The 12,808-nt window shown below is 71.4% G+C and carries 10 protein-coding genes; 5 read left to right on the forward strand and 5 right to left on the reverse strand.

Going from position 1 to position 12,808, the window contains the following annotated elements; all coding sequences use genetic code 11:
- The first annotated feature begins 56 nt into the window (after positions 1 to 56).
- Positions 57 to 3,413: an ATP-binding protein gene (locus tag EP26_RS10425; protein ID WP_052389024.1), complete on the forward strand. Its 3,357-nt coding sequence runs from the start codon at positions 57 to 59 to the stop codon at positions 3,411 to 3,413.
- Here the strand turns inward: EP26_RS10425 and EP26_RS10430 are convergent.
- On the reverse strand, positions 3,410 to 4,111 hold the full coding sequence (locus EP26_RS10430) for a response regulator transcription factor (RefSeq protein WP_043338340.1): 702 nt from the start codon (positions 4,109 to 4,111) through the stop codon (positions 3,410 to 3,412). The genes EP26_RS10425 and EP26_RS10430 overlap by 4 nt on opposite strands.
- Positions 4,112 to 4,194: 83 nt before the next feature.
- On the opposite strand from EP26_RS10430, the gene EP26_RS10435 reads away from it, so the two are divergent.
- From EP26_RS10435 to EP26_RS10450, 4 genes are all read left to right on the forward strand, one after another.
- Positions 4,195 to 4,920: a HugZ family pyridoxamine 5'-phosphate oxidase gene (locus EP26_RS10435; protein ID WP_043338341.1), complete on the forward strand. Its 726-nt coding sequence runs from the start codon at positions 4,195 to 4,197 to the stop codon at positions 4,918 to 4,920.
- 157 nt (positions 4,921 to 5,077) lie between these two features.
- Positions 5,078 to 6,673, forward strand: a complete 1,596-nt coding sequence (locus EP26_RS10440; protein ID WP_043338344.1) for a phosphoenolpyruvate carboxykinase — start codon at positions 5,078 to 5,080, stop codon at positions 6,671 to 6,673.
- A 173-nt stretch (positions 6,674 to 6,846) separates the two neighbouring features.
- Positions 6,847 to 8,979, forward strand: a complete 2,133-nt coding sequence (locus EP26_RS10445; RefSeq protein ID WP_157033480.1) for a hypothetical protein — start codon at positions 6,847 to 6,849, stop codon at positions 8,977 to 8,979.
- A gap of 115 nt (positions 8,980 to 9,094) precedes the next feature.
- Positions 9,095 to 9,508, forward strand: a complete 414-nt coding sequence (locus tag EP26_RS10450; RefSeq protein WP_043338347.1) for a DUF2237 family protein — start codon at positions 9,095 to 9,097, stop codon at positions 9,506 to 9,508.
- 1 nt (position 9,509) lies between these two features.
- On the opposite strand, the gene EP26_RS10455 is transcribed toward EP26_RS10450, so the two are convergent.
- From EP26_RS10455 to EP26_RS10470, 4 genes are read right to left on the reverse strand one after another with little or no spacing between them, the layout of a single operon-like run.
- Positions 9,510 to 10,244 carry an ABC transporter ATP-binding protein gene (locus EP26_RS10455; protein ID WP_245624360.1) on the reverse strand — a complete coding sequence of 245 codons (735 nt, stop codon included), beginning with the start codon at positions 10,242 to 10,244 and terminating at the stop codon, positions 9,510 to 9,512.
- Positions 10,231 to 10,947 (reverse strand): ABC transporter ATP-binding protein, encoded by a 717-nt coding sequence (locus EP26_RS10460; RefSeq protein WP_043338351.1) that lies wholly within the window; start codon positions 10,945 to 10,947, stop codon positions 10,231 to 10,233. Before EP26_RS10460 ends, EP26_RS10455 begins: the two co-directional genes overlap by 14 nt.
- Positions 10,944 to 11,927: a branched-chain amino acid ABC transporter permease gene (locus EP26_RS10465; protein ID WP_084112445.1), complete on the reverse strand. Its 984-nt coding sequence runs from the start codon at positions 11,925 to 11,927 to the stop codon at positions 10,944 to 10,946. The genes EP26_RS10460 and EP26_RS10465 overlap by 4 nt, the downstream gene beginning before the upstream one ends.
- A complete protein-coding gene (locus EP26_RS10470; RefSeq protein ID WP_043338352.1) occupies positions 11,924 to 12,805 on the reverse strand; it encodes a branched-chain amino acid ABC transporter permease in 882 nt (293 codons plus the stop codon). The genes EP26_RS10465 and EP26_RS10470 overlap by 4 nt, the downstream gene beginning before the upstream one ends.
- Positions 12,806 to 12,808 lie beyond the last annotated feature (3 nt).

Consider the following 12,808-nt stretch of genomic DNA (forward strand, 5'->3'; position numbering starts at 1 on the left):
TTCCGGTATAGGGCGCCGGTTTATTGTTGGCCGCCGCACGGGAGAGATTTGCATCTATGCCAGTCGCACGCGACCCCTTTGCCGGCCAGGGCGAGATGGCGGAGCGCATGCGGCACACCGACTGGGCCGCCACCCCGGTCGGCCCGGTCGAGCGCTGGCCGCAGGGCCTCCGCGCCACCGTGCGGACCCTGCTCGGGTCGCGCTACCCCATGGTGCTGCTCTGGGGCGAGGCCGACCTGATCCAGATCTACAACGACGCCTATACCGGCCTCATCGGCGCCAAGCACCCCTACGCCCTCGGCCGCTCCATCAAGGAGACCCAGGCGGAATCCTGGGACATCATCGGACCGATGATCCACGAGGTGATGGCGACGGGCACGCCCAATTGGGTCCCAGCCCAGTGCATGGCCGTCAACCGCGCGGGCTATGACGAGGAGGCCTATTTCTCCCTGTCCTATAGCGCGGTCGAGGATGACGAGGGCCGCATCCACGGCATGCTCTGCGTCTGCAGCGAGGTGACGGCGCAGATCCTCGTCGAGCGGCGGCTGAAGCTCCAACGCGACATCGCCGCCCGGGTGGGCGAGGCGCAGGACGCCGGGGCACTCTGCCGCGAGATCGGCGAGGCCATCGCCGGCTGTCCCTCCGACATTCCCTTCGCCCTGCTCTACCTGCGCGAGGGGGAAGGGTTCCGCCTCGCGGCCGCGGTGGGGCTGCCGGCGGGCCATGCCGGGGCGGCGGAAGCGGCCTGGCCGCTCGGCCGCGCTGTGGCGGGCGAGGCCGTCCTCATCGAGGATGCCGCCGCCCGTATCGGCCCGCTGTCTGGCGGGCCCTTCGGCCAGCCGGTGCAGGCCGCCCTCGCCCTGCCGCTGGCCGGAAGCGGCGGCGCGGAAGCGCTTGGCGTGCTGGTCTGCGGGATCAACCCGGCCCGCGCGCTGGATGAGGGCTATCGCGGCTTCTACGACCTGCTCGCCGGCCAAGTCGCTGCCGCCATCCGCAACGCGCAGGCCTATGAGGACGAGCGCCGCCGCGCCCAGGCGCTGGCCGAGCTGGACCGGGCGAAGACGCGCTTCTTCGCCAATGTCTCGCATGAGTTCCGCACGCCGCTGACCCTGCTGCTCGGGCCGGTGGAGGATCTGCTCGCCCGGCCGGGCCTCGGGCCGGAGCTGCGGGAGGAGCTGGCCATGGTCCGGCGCAACGCGCTGCGGCTGCTGCGGCTGGTGAACTCCCTGCTCGACTTCGCCCGCGTCGAGGCCGGCCGGGCCGAGGCCTGCTTCGTGCCGGTGGAGCTCGGCCAGGCCACCGCGGACCTCGCCGGGGCCTTCCGCTCCGCCATCGAGCGGGCCGGGCTGCGGCTCGAGGTGGATTGCCCGCCGCTCGCCGAGCCGGCCCATGTCGACCCCGACCTCTGGGAGAAGATCGTCCTCAACCTGCTCTCCAACGCCCTCAAGCACACCTTCGAGGGACGGATTGCGGTGCGCCTGCGCCAGGAGGGCGCGGCGATCCGGCTCACCGTGGCGGATACCGGCATCGGCATCCCGGCCGACCAGCGCGACCGCGTTTTCGAGCGCTTCCATCGGGTGGAGGGCGCCCGCAGCCGCACGCATGAGGGCTCCGGCATCGGCCTCTCCCTGGTGCGGGAGCTGGTCGGGTTGCATGGCGGACAGGTCTCGGTCGAGAGCGAGCCCGGGCGCGGCGCGACCTTCATCGTCGAGATCCCGGCCGGCCATGCGCATCTGCCGCCGGAGCGGATCGGCGCCGCGCCGCGGCTGTCCTCCACCGCCCTCGGCGCCGGGCCCTTCGTCGAGGAGGCCATGCGCTGGTTCGCCGATGCGCCGGCGCCCGACCCCAAGGTGGTGCCGATGCCGCCTCGGCGGGAGGCGCCGGCCCGTCGCCCCCGCCTGGTGCTGGCCGACGACAATGCGGATATGCGCGCCTATGTCGCCCGGCTGCTCGCGCCCGACTACGAGGTGGCGGCCGTGCCGGATGGCGCGGCGGCGCTCGCCGCCCTGCGTGCCGCCCCGGCCGAGCTGCTGCTAACTGACGTGATGATGCCGGTGATGGACGGCCTCGCCCTGCTGCGGGCGGTGCGGGCGGACCCGGCGCTGCGCACCCTGCCGGTGGTCGTGCTCTCCGCCCGCGCGGGCGACGAGGCGAGCAGCGAGGGGCTGGAGGCCGGCGCCGACGACTACCTCGCCAAGCCCTTCGCCGCCCGCGAGCTGCGCGCCCGCATCCGCACCCATCTGGAACTCGCCCGTCTGCGGCGCGAGGCGGAGGAGCAGGCGCACCAAGCGCGCAAGATGGAAGCCGTGGGCCAGCTCACCGGCGGCGTGGCGCATGACTTCAACAACCTGCTGGCGGCCATTCTCGGCTCGCTCGACCTGGCGGAGCGGCGCGTGGACGACGAGCGGGCGCTGCGGCTGCTGCGCAACGCCATGCAGGCCGCCCGCCGCGGCGCCGGGCTGACCGCGCAGCTCCTCGCCTTCGCCCGGCGGCAGCGGCTGGAGGCGCGGCCGACCGACCTGAACCGGGTGCTCTCCGGCATGGGCGACCTGCTGCACCGCACGCTGGGCGGCCGCATCGGCGTTTCGCTCCGCCTCGCCAAGGAGCTGTGGCCCGCCACGGCGGATGCCGGGCAGCTGGAACTCGCCGTGCTCAACCTCGCCATCAACGCCCGCGACGCCATGCCGGAGGGCGGCGAGCTGTCGATCGAGACGCGCAACCTGCCGGGCGCCCAGGGCCGCGGTGACCGGGTCGCGGTGGAGGTGCGGGATACCGGCACGGGCATGCCGCCCGAAGTGCTGGCGCGGGTCTTCGAGCCCTTCTTCACCACCAAGGGCATCGGCAAGGGCACCGGGCTCGGCCTCGCCCAGGTGCATGGGACGATCGGCCAGCTCGGCGGCGAGGTCGCGGTCGAGAGCCGGGTCGGCGAGGGCACGCTGGTGCGGCTGGTGCTGCCGCGCGCGCAGGGCTGCCCGTCGCTGGAGCCGGAGCCCGGCCCGGGCGAGGAGCAGGCCGAGGCCGGCGGCCTGACGGTGCTGCTGGTGGATGACGACCCGCATGTGCGCTCATCCGTCGTCGCCATGCTCCGGGAGCTCGGCCATCGCGTCGTCGATGCCGAGAGCGGCCGCGAGGCGCTGCGCCTGCTGCGCGGCGAGGCGGGCTTCGACCTGCTGCTGAGCGACCATGCCATGCCGGGCATGGCGGGCGGCGAGCTGACGCTGCGGGCGCGAGCCCTGCATCCGGGCCTGCGCGTGCTGATCATGACCGGCTATGCAGGGGGCGATTCCCAGCCGCCCCGCGACGGCGTGCTGCTGCGCAAGCCCTTCGACCTGGCCGAGCTGCGCGCCGCCCTGCGCCTCGTTTCGGAAAACCGGGCGCCGCGCGGCAAGGCCCGGCCGCAGCAGGCGGGCTAGCTCTCCTTGTAGCGGTAGCCGATGCCGTAGAGCGTCTCGATCTGGGCGAAGTCGTCGTCGGCCTGGCGGAACTTCTTGCGCACCCGCTTCACGTGGCTGTCGATGGTGCGGTCGTCGACATAGATGTTCTCGCCATAGGCGGCGTCGATCAGCTGGTCGCGGTTCTTCACCATGCCCGGGCGCAGCGCGAGGGCCTTCACCAGCAGGAATTCGGTGACGGTGAGCTGGATGTCGGTGCCCTTCCAGTGGCAGGTGTGCTTCGTCTCGTCGAGCACCAGGTCGCCGCGGACGATGACGCCGCCGGCCGGCGTGCCGCTGCCCTCCGCCCGGCTCGCCTCGTTGCGGCGGAGCAGGGCGCGGATGCGCTCCAGCAGCAGGCGCTGGCTGAAGGGCTTGGTGATGTAGTCGTCGGCGCCGAGGCGGAGGCCCATCAGCTCGTCCACCTCCTCGTCCTTGGAGGTGAGGAAGACGACCGGCATGGCGCTGCGCTGGCGGAGGCGCTGCAGCAGCTCCATCCCGTCCATGCGCGGCATCTTGATGTCGAGCACCGCGAGGTCCGCCGGGCGGGCGAGCAGGCCCTGCAAGGCGCTCTCCCCATCCGTATAGGTGCGCACGGTGAAGCCCTCCTGCTCCAGCGTCATGGAGACGGATGTGAGGATGTTGCGGTCGTCGTCCACCAGGGCGATCGTGGCTGGCATGGTCGGGTCTCCGCCGGCTCGTCCGTAGGGTCAGACGCTCCATATAGTGCGGCATTGTGGCACAACCCGGACGGGATCGCGTGATGGGGACGGAAAACCTGGGCTTCGAGGCTCGCTGCCTGCTTCGCGGCGCCGCCGCGGCCACCCTGGCGACGGCGGCCGAGGGCCAGCCCTTCGCCAGCCTGGTGACGCCGGGGACGGCGCCGGACGGGGCGCCGCTGCTGCTGCTCTCCTCCCTCTCCGAGCATACCCGCCAGCTCCGGGCGGAGCCGCGCTGCGCCCTGCTGGTCAGCGGCGCTCCGGAGAGCGCGAACCCGCAGACCGCACCCAGGGTGACGTTGACCGGCCTCGCCGAGCCTGTGCCGGAGGCGGAAGCCCCGGCGTTGAAGGCACGCTGGCTGGCGAAGCACCCCTATGCGGCGATGTATGCCGATTTCGGCGACTTCGCTCTCTGGCGCATCCGGCCGGGCGGGGCGCTGCTGGTCGGCGGCTTCGCCCGCGCACATCGCATCCGCCTTGCCGACCTCCGGCCGGCGCCCGAGGCTGTGGCGGCGATCGAAGCCGCGGCGGCCGACATCATCGGCCATGTGAATGCCGACCACGCCGATGCGGTCGTGGCGATCGCCACCGGCCTGCTCGGGGGCGCGCCTGGTGACTGGCGCATGGTGACGGTGGATGTAGACGGCGCCGACCTCGCCGCGGGCGAGGAGGTGCGCCGCCTCGCCTTTAGCGCCCCGGTGGCCGATCCGGGCGGGGTCAGGACAGAACTAATGCGCGCAGCCCGCGACGGCCGCTCGCGCATAGGTTAGGGGACCTGTCGTCAATGTGCGGCGGATCGCGTTGACCGGATCTGTCATCGCGCCTTAATTTAAGCATAGACACGGCGGATAGGGGCCCCATGGCGGTGCCTCGTCCCAGAAGGGGCCCGGGTGCCTCTCGCCTGTAACGAACCGGAGAAGACACTGCATGTCAGCGCCCGAGACCGCCCTTGCCGGGACCGGTGTGGCCAGCGCCACGACAGTTCATGCCAACCTGACCGCCGCCGGCCTCTATGCGCATGCGCTGCGGCGGGGCGAGGGCCGGCTTTCCGCCGAGGGCGCCTTCATGGCGGTGACCGGCGTGCATACCGGCCGCTCCGTGCAGGACAAGTTCGTTGTCGACGACCCCGAGGTGCATGACCAGATCTGGTGGGGCAAGATCAACCAGCCGATGGCCCCCGAGAAGTTCCGCGGCCTCGCCGGCAAGGTCCGCACCTGGCTCGGCGCCCGGCCGGAGCTCTTCACCGAGGACCTGTATGCCGGTGCCGACCCGGCGCACCGCATCAAGGTGCGGCTGGTGACGACCAATGCCTGGCACGCGCTCTTCGCCCGCAACATGTTCATCCGCCCGGAGCGGGCGGAGCTGGAGGGCTTCACGCCCGACTTCACCATCCTGCACGCGCCGGAATACGAGGCGAACCCGGCCGAGGATGGTTGCCGCACCAGCACCTGCATCGCCCTCTCCTTCGCGGCGAAGACCATCCTGATCGCGGGCACCTCCTATGCCGGCGAGATCAAGAAATCGATCTTCACCGTCATGAACTGGCTGCTGCCCGAGAAGGGCGTGCTGCCGATGCATTGCAGCGCCAATCTCGGCAAGGGCGGCGACACGGCGCTGTTCTTCGGCCTCTCGGGCACCGGCAAGACGACGCTCTCCTCCGACCCGGAGCGCAGCCTGATCGGCGATGACGAGCATGGCTGGTCGGATACCGGCGTCTTCAACTTTGAGGGCGGCTGCTACGCCAAGGTCATCCGCCTCTCGCGCGAGGCGGAGCCGCAGATCTGGGACGCCTCGCACCGCTTCGGCGCCGTGCTCGAGAATGTCGTCGGCGACGAACTCGGCCGGCTCGACCTCGATGACGGCTCGCTGACCGAGAACACCCGCTCCTGCTACCCGCTCGACTTCATCCCGAACACGGTGAAGGCGGGCCGCGCGGGCCTGCCGAAGAACGTGGTGATGCTGACGGCGGATGCCTTCGGCGTGCTGCCGCCGATCTCGAAGCTCTCGGCGGCGCAGGCGATGTATCACTTCCTCTCCGGCTACACGGCGCGCGTCGCCGGCACGGAGAAGGGGCTCGGCAAGGAGCCGCAGGCGACCTTCTCCACCTGCTTCGGCGCGCCCTTCCTGCCGCGGCACCCGGAGGTCTACGGCAAGCTGCTCGAGGACCTCATCAAGCGGCACGGCGCGGATTGCTGGCTGGTGAACACCGGCTGGTCGGGCGGCGCCTATGGTATCGGCAAGCGCATGTCGATCCAGCACACGCGGGCGCTGCTGCGCGCGGCGCTCGACGGCTCGCTGGCGCAGGTCGAGTACGTTGCCGACCCCTTCTTCGGCCTGCAGATCCCGAAGTCGGTGCCCGGCATCCCGGCCGAGGTGTTGAACCCGCGCGAGGCCTGGGCCGACAAGGCAGCCTACGACCGCACGGCGAAGGAGCTGGTCTCCCGCTTCGAGGCGAATTTCGAGACCTTCTCGGGCGGCGTCAGCGAGGCGGTGCTCGCCGCCGCCATCCGCGCGGCGGCCTGACGCAGCGGGCGTCGCGGCGAAGGCTGCGGCGCCCACTTTTTTCTGACCGGACCGCGTCTTGCCGCACCGCCATCACCGACGGTTAAACCGTCCGGCGGATGAGGAGCGCGAGGCCATTGCCCCAGTCAGGACAGGCGACCGAAGCGAAGCCTTCCTTCGTCCTGGCTGATGGCGTGAGACAAGCCCCGGCGGCGGTCCATGCCGACCGGTTGCCGGCCTGGCTTCAGGTGATCCTGGCGGGGCTGTTCGGCCTGGCCCATGCCGCGGTGCTGTTGCGCCTCTCCCTGGTGACGGCGGGCGACGCCTTCTGGCAAAGGCCGCCCGGCGACCTGGCGATGGCCACGATGGGCGCCGAGGCGCTGCTGCGCGATGGCTGGCACTTTCCCCTCTCGGCGACCGCGCTGCTCTCGGCCGGCGATCCCCTGCCCATCGTCTATACCGACAGCATGCCCTGGCTGGTGCTGCTGCTGAAGGCGCTCGGCCTCTCGGCGGAGCTGGTGGCGCCGATGGGCCTCTGCATCCTGCTCGGCTTCGTGCTGCAGCCGGTCGCGGCGCTGGCCCTGCTGCGGGCCGTGGGCATCCGGCGCTGGGAGGTGCTGCTGGCGGGCATCGCCTTCGCCTCCTTCCTGCCGGCCTGGATCCTGCGCCTGCACATGCATCACCTGGCACTGGCCTCGCACTGGACGCTGCTGCTGGCCCTGGCGCTGGCCGTACAGGCGGTGCGGCGGGGCGTCTCCGCGGCAGTCATCGCGGGTTTCGCGGCGCTCGGCGCCCTGGTGATCGGGTTGCACGCCTATCTCTGGGCCATGGTGGCGGGCATCGCTCTGGGCGGGCTCTTCGCCGATGCGGCGAGGCGGCCCGCCCTCGGCTCCGTGTTGCGCGGCGGGCTCGGCTTCGGCGCCCTTCTGGCGAGTTCCGTACTCGCGGCCTGGCTGCTCGGCTACCGAACGGAAAACGGAGCGCCGACCGGCTTCGGCTTCTTCTCGATGAACCTGCTGAGCCCCGTCGTGCCGCAACTCTCCGGCCTGTTCGGCACGCTATCGGCGGGGCCGGTGGCCGATGGCATCCTCGACGCCACAGGCGGCCAGTATGAGGGCTTCAACTATCTCGGCCTCGGCATCCTGCTGCTGCTGGCCGCCGCGGCGCTGCATCTGGCGCGTCACGGGTTGCGGGCGGCGCCGGGCCTCTGGCGGGCTGCCCTGCCGCTCGGCCTGGTGCTGTTCGGCTGCCTGCTCTTCGCGCTGAGCAACCGCATCCTCATCGGCGGCTTCGCGCTGCCGACCATCCCCCTGCCCCGCAGCCTGGATGGGCTGGTGAACCAGTTGCGGGCCTCAGGGCGCTTCTTCTGGCCGCTGGCCTATCTCCTCCCCGTCCTGGCGCTGGCGGTGCTGGCGCGGGCACGGCACCGGCAGGCGGTGGGCGCCGTGCTGGCTGGGTTCGTCCTCCTGCAGGCGGGCGATATGGCGCGGCTGGACGGGATGCTGCGGACGACCTTCCGCGCGCCGATGCCGGCGGATGTCGACCCGGCACCGCTACGGCATGTCGGGCTGGATGGCCGCACCGTGACGCTGCACCCGCCGCTGGCCTGTACGCGCCCGGGCGGCTGGCCGCTCGACTTCTCCCAATTCGCCATGGCGACGATGCGGGCCGGGATGCGCGTCGAGGGCGGGCCGGTCACGCGGCTGACCGGCGGGCGGAGCTGCGAGTCCGCCCGCCGGAACGCGCTGGCGGGGCTGCAGGACCGCGACGGGCTGCATGTCTTCCTCGCCGGCCAATGGCCGGAAGCCCTGCTGCTGCGCGCGGCCGCCCAAGGCTCGTGCCGCGGCTTCGAGATGGGGCTGGTCTGCGGGAACCCGGCCCTCATCGCCGGCTTCGCCCAGCCCCTGCCGGCCCCGCCGCCCCCGTTGCGGCCGGGGGTCGAGCTGTCCTTCGCCGCGGGCGAGGGCGGCATCAGGCTGCTGGGCGCCGGATGGTCGATGCCAGGGCCCTGGGGCGTGCGCTTCACGGCTGCCGAGGCGGAGCTGGTCCTGCCGATGCCGGCGGATCGGGAGGGGCCGGCGAGGCTGACGCTGCGGATGCGCGGACCTACGGCGCCCGGCCGGACGGTGATCGTCGAGGCGGGGGGAGGTGAGGTCGCCCGGCAGGCCATCGCCGCGAGCGACGCCATCACCCTCACCCTGCCGCCGGAGGTGGTGGAGGATGGCCTCCTCGCCCTACGCTTCGTGGTACCGCAGGCGGGTGGCGGCCCGATGGATGACCACCAGCGTGAGCTGGGCCTCGAGGCCATCAGGCTGGAGCCGCACTGAGGCGCTCCGGCTTCACGCCCAAGCTTGTGGACGGCACCCGGCGATCCGGCGCAGATTGGCTCCATCCGGCACCGCTGCCGGCTGTTGACCACCCGTATTGCACGGAGGCCTGCCGATGCCGGATGGCGGAATGGGACCGGGACGCTGGCCGCCCAAGGGCCAGCCTTCCGCGACCAATGTCCTGGGCGGCCCGCTGCTGCCATGCTCGGTCGCGCCGCTCACCGGCTTCTACCGCGACGGCTGCTGCAACACCGGCGTGGAGGATCGCGGCCTCCACACCGTCTGCGTGGAGGTGACGGCGGCGTTCCTCTCCTTTTCCCGGACCTGCGGCAACGACCTCTCGACGCCGGTGCCGCAATACGGCTTCCCCGGACTGAAGCCGGGTGACCGCTGGTGCCTTTGCGCCGCGCGCTGGGAACAGGCGCGGCAGGCGGGCGTCGCGCCGCGCGTGCTGCTGGAGGCGACGCATGTGGCGACGCTCGAGATCTGCGCGCTGGAGGACCTGAAGGCGCACGCCATCTCGGACTGACCTACAGCCCGAGATAGACCTGCCGCACCAGGTCGTTGTCCTGCAGCGCCGCGGCGCTCTCGCCCTCGAACTCGATATGGCCATGGACGATGACATAGCCCCGGTCGGCGATGCGCACCGCCTGGTGGAAATTCTGCTCGGCCATCAGCACGGTGAGACCGAGCCGCGCCTTCATCTCGGCGATCATCTCCATGGTCCGCGCCACCAGGATCGGCGCCAGGCCGACCGAGGGCTCGTCCACCAGCAGGATGCGCGGCGCCGACATCAGCGCGCGGCCGAGCGCCACCATCTGCTGCTCGCCACCGCTCATGCTGCCGACGAGCTGTGCGCGGCGCTCCGCCAGCCTTGGGAAAAGCTCGTAGCAGAGGGCGAGGTTCTCCCCCATCGCCGCCCGCGCCGTCGCCCGGTAGGCGCCGAGCCGCAGGTTCTGCTCGACGCTGAGCCGGGGGAAGAGCCGCCGCCCCTCCGGCACCAGCACGATGCCGAGCTCCACCACCTGCTCGGGCGACAGGCCGACCAGCTCCGTCTCCTGCCCCTCGATGCTGGCGCGGATGCGGCCCGCCGTCGCGCGGATCTGGCCCATGATGCTGCGCATCAGCGTCGTCTTGCCGTTGCCGTTGGTGCCGAGCAGCACCACCGTCTGTCCCGCCGGCACGCTGAGCGAGACGCCCTGAAGCACCCGCACCGCGCCGTAGCCGGCGTCCAGCCCCGCGATCTCGAGACTATTGCCGGCCAAGATAGGCATCCTCTACCTCTTGCAGCGCCAGCACCTCGCGCGGTGCGCCATCGGCGATCTTGCGGCCGGCGACGAACACCACCAGCCGCTCGGCGAAGGCCGTCACCGCGCGCATGATGTGCTCGATCATGATGATGGCGGTGCCCGTCGCATTCAGCCGGAAGAGCAGGGTGAGGATCTGGTCGACCTCGGCATTGGAGAGGCCGGCCATCGCCTCGTCGGCGATGAGTAGCTTGGGATCGAGCGCGATGGCCCGCGCCAGCTCCAGCCGGCGCAGTTCTACCTGCGTCAACTCCTTCGGCAGGCACTCCGCCTTGCCGGCCATCTCCACCTGCTCCAGGCACTGCATCGCCCGCGCGGTCGCCGAGGCCGCCGGCCCGGCGAAAAGCACCGGCACCCGCACATTCTCGAGCACGGAGAGGCTGCCGAAGGGCTGCGGCAGCTGGAAGGTCCGCGCCAGGCCGAGCCGCGCCCGCCGATGCGGCTTCAGCCCATCGAGCGCCTGGCCGCCCAGGCTCACCCGCCCGTCATGTGCGGCGAAGTCGCCCGAGATGCAGTTGACGAAGGTGGATTTGCCCGAGCCGTTCGGCCCAATCAGCCCCAGCCTCTCGCCTGGGCGCAATTCGAGGTCGACCGCATGCAGTGCGGTGAAGCCGCCGAAGCGCTTGCCGACGCCCTCGGCCTTGAGCAAAGCCTCGCTCATCGCCGTTTCCGGAACCAGCCGAGGATGCCGCGCGGCGCCACGGCGACGAAGATCACCAGCATCCAGCCGACAATGAAGAGGTTGAGCGCCGAGGAAATCGTCACCGTCGCTGCCTGTTGCAGGCTGCCGAGCAGCACCGCGCCGATCACCGGCCCGGCCCAGGTGCCCGCGCCGCCGATCAGCGGCATGGCGATGGCATTCACCGCATAGGCCAGGCTGAAGGCGCCCTCCGGGTTGAGATAGCCGCTGTAATAGGGCAGCGGCGCACCGGCCACCGCCATCAGCGCGCCGCAGAGCGCCGTGGCGATCAGCTTCAGCCGCAAGGTCGGCACGCCCACCGCCTCGGCCGCTCGCTCATTGTCGCGGATGGCCTGGAGGCCGCGCCCGAGCCGCGTCACCTCCACCGTGCGGGCGATGCCGACGGCCAGCACCGCCAGCACCAACATGACGAGGAAGAGGTATTCGCCATAGCTGGTGAAGGGCGCCACCTCGCGCGGCCGGACGATGTAGGCGCCGCGCGAGCCGCCGACATAATCCCAGTTCACCACCAGGGTTTGCAGCACGACGGCGAGGCAGAGCGTGGCGATGGAGAAGTAGACCCCGCGCAGGCGCAGCGTGAGATAGCCCGTCCCCAGCCCGAGCAGCGCGCCCACGGAGGCCGCCGCCGCGATGCCCGGCAGCAGGTCGAGCCCCGTCGCCTTGCGCAGCGCGATCGCCGTATAGGCCCCGGCCGCCATGAAGCCGGCCGCGCCGAAATTCACATAGCCCGCATAGCCGCCGAGGATGTTCCAGGCCGTCGCCAGCACGACATATTGCAGGATGAAGTAGCCGGCGAAGTAGCCGTAGTCGTTGCCGATCGCCCGCAAGGCGACGAAGAGCAGCACGGCGACGCCGACCGCGCCGAGCCAGAAAGGCAGGTGCCGCCGCCCGCCTGCGGCCATCGCCGGCGCCGGCGCGAGGGGCAGCGAGGCGCCGCTCATGCCAGCTTTCCGAACAGGCCCTGCGGGCGCACCGCCAGCACCACCAGCAGCCATCCGAAGGCGACCGCCGGCGACCAGGAGGGGCCATAGAAGCTCGCCGTCACGTTCTCGACCACGCCGAAGAGGAAGGCGGCGAGGATGCAGCCCGGCAGGCTCCCCATCCCGCCCATGATGCAAACGGCGAAGACGCGGCCGATGAAGACCTGGCCGGAGGATGGCTCCACAGGCTGCACCACCACCAGCGCCCCGCCGGCAATGGCCGCCAGCGCGACCGACAGGCCGAAGGCCAGACGCTTGATCCGCACTGGATTCACCGCCATCAGCCTGAGCGCCTCGGCATCCTGCGCCACGGCGGAGATGGCGAGGCCGGTGAAGCTGCGGCGGAGGAAGACCCACAGCGCGCCGATCGCCGCCATCGCCAGCAGCGCCGGCGCCAGCATCCGGAGCGGGATGTCGATCTCGCCGATGCGCCAGGTGATGAAGGCGTAGGGCGGGTCGAGGAAGCGCTGCTCCGGCCCGAAACTCATCACCAACCCGACTTCGATGATGAACATCACCCCGAAGAAGAAGGCGAGGCCCTGAAGCGCCTCGTCACCGCGCCGCTCGAAGAAATGGTGGTAGAAGGTGTAGATGGCGACGCCCAGGAAGTAGAAGGGCACCGCCAGCAGCACGGCCACCAGCAGCGGGTCGAGCCCGAGCGCGGTGCCGACCAGCACGACGAGGAAGCCACCCGCCACCATCAGCGCCGGATGCGCGATGTTGACGATGTCGAGCATGCCGAAGGACACCGCGAGCCCCGCCGCCGCCGCGGCATAGAGGCCGCCCAGCAGCAGGCCGGAGACGATGCCGTTCAGCAGGAGGGCAAGATCGCCGTCCATACC

The organism is Belnapia moabensis DSM 16746 (genome assembly GCF_000745835.1).
In the GTDB taxonomy this organism is placed as follows: Bacteria; Pseudomonadota; Alphaproteobacteria; order Acetobacterales; family Acetobacteraceae; genus Belnapia; species Belnapia moabensis.

What these genes read in the sequence shown, in the direction of transcription:
- EP26_RS10425 (WP_052389024.1), top strand. Translation starts at nt 57, where the DNA reads ATGCCAGTCGCACGCGACCCCTTTGCCGGCCAGGGCGAGATGGCGGAG.
- EP26_RS10470 (WP_043338352.1), bottom strand. Translation starts at nt 12,805, where the DNA reads ATGGACGGCGATCTTGCCCTCCTGCTGAACGGCATCGTCTCCGGCCTG.
- EP26_RS10460 (WP_043338351.1), bottom strand. Translation starts at nt 10,947, where the DNA reads ATGAGCGAGGCTTTGCTCAAGGCCGAGGGCGTCGGCAAGCGCTTCGGC.
- EP26_RS10450 (WP_043338347.1), top strand. Translation starts at nt 9,095, where the DNA reads ATGCCGGATGGCGGAATGGGACCGGGACGCTGGCCGCCCAAGGGCCAG.
- EP26_RS10465 (WP_084112445.1), bottom strand. Translation starts at nt 11,927, where the DNA reads ATGAGCGGCGCCTCGCTGCCCCTCGCGCCGGCGCCGGCGATGGCCGCA.
- EP26_RS10440 (WP_043338344.1), top strand. Translation starts at nt 5,078, where the DNA reads ATGTCAGCGCCCGAGACCGCCCTTGCCGGGACCGGTGTGGCCAGCGCC.
- EP26_RS10435 (WP_043338341.1), top strand. Translation starts at nt 4,195, where the DNA reads ATGGGGACGGAAAACCTGGGCTTCGAGGCTCGCTGCCTGCTTCGCGGC.
- EP26_RS10430 (WP_043338340.1), bottom strand. Translation starts at nt 4,111, where the DNA reads ATGCCAGCCACGATCGCCCTGGTGGACGACGACCGCAACATCCTCACA.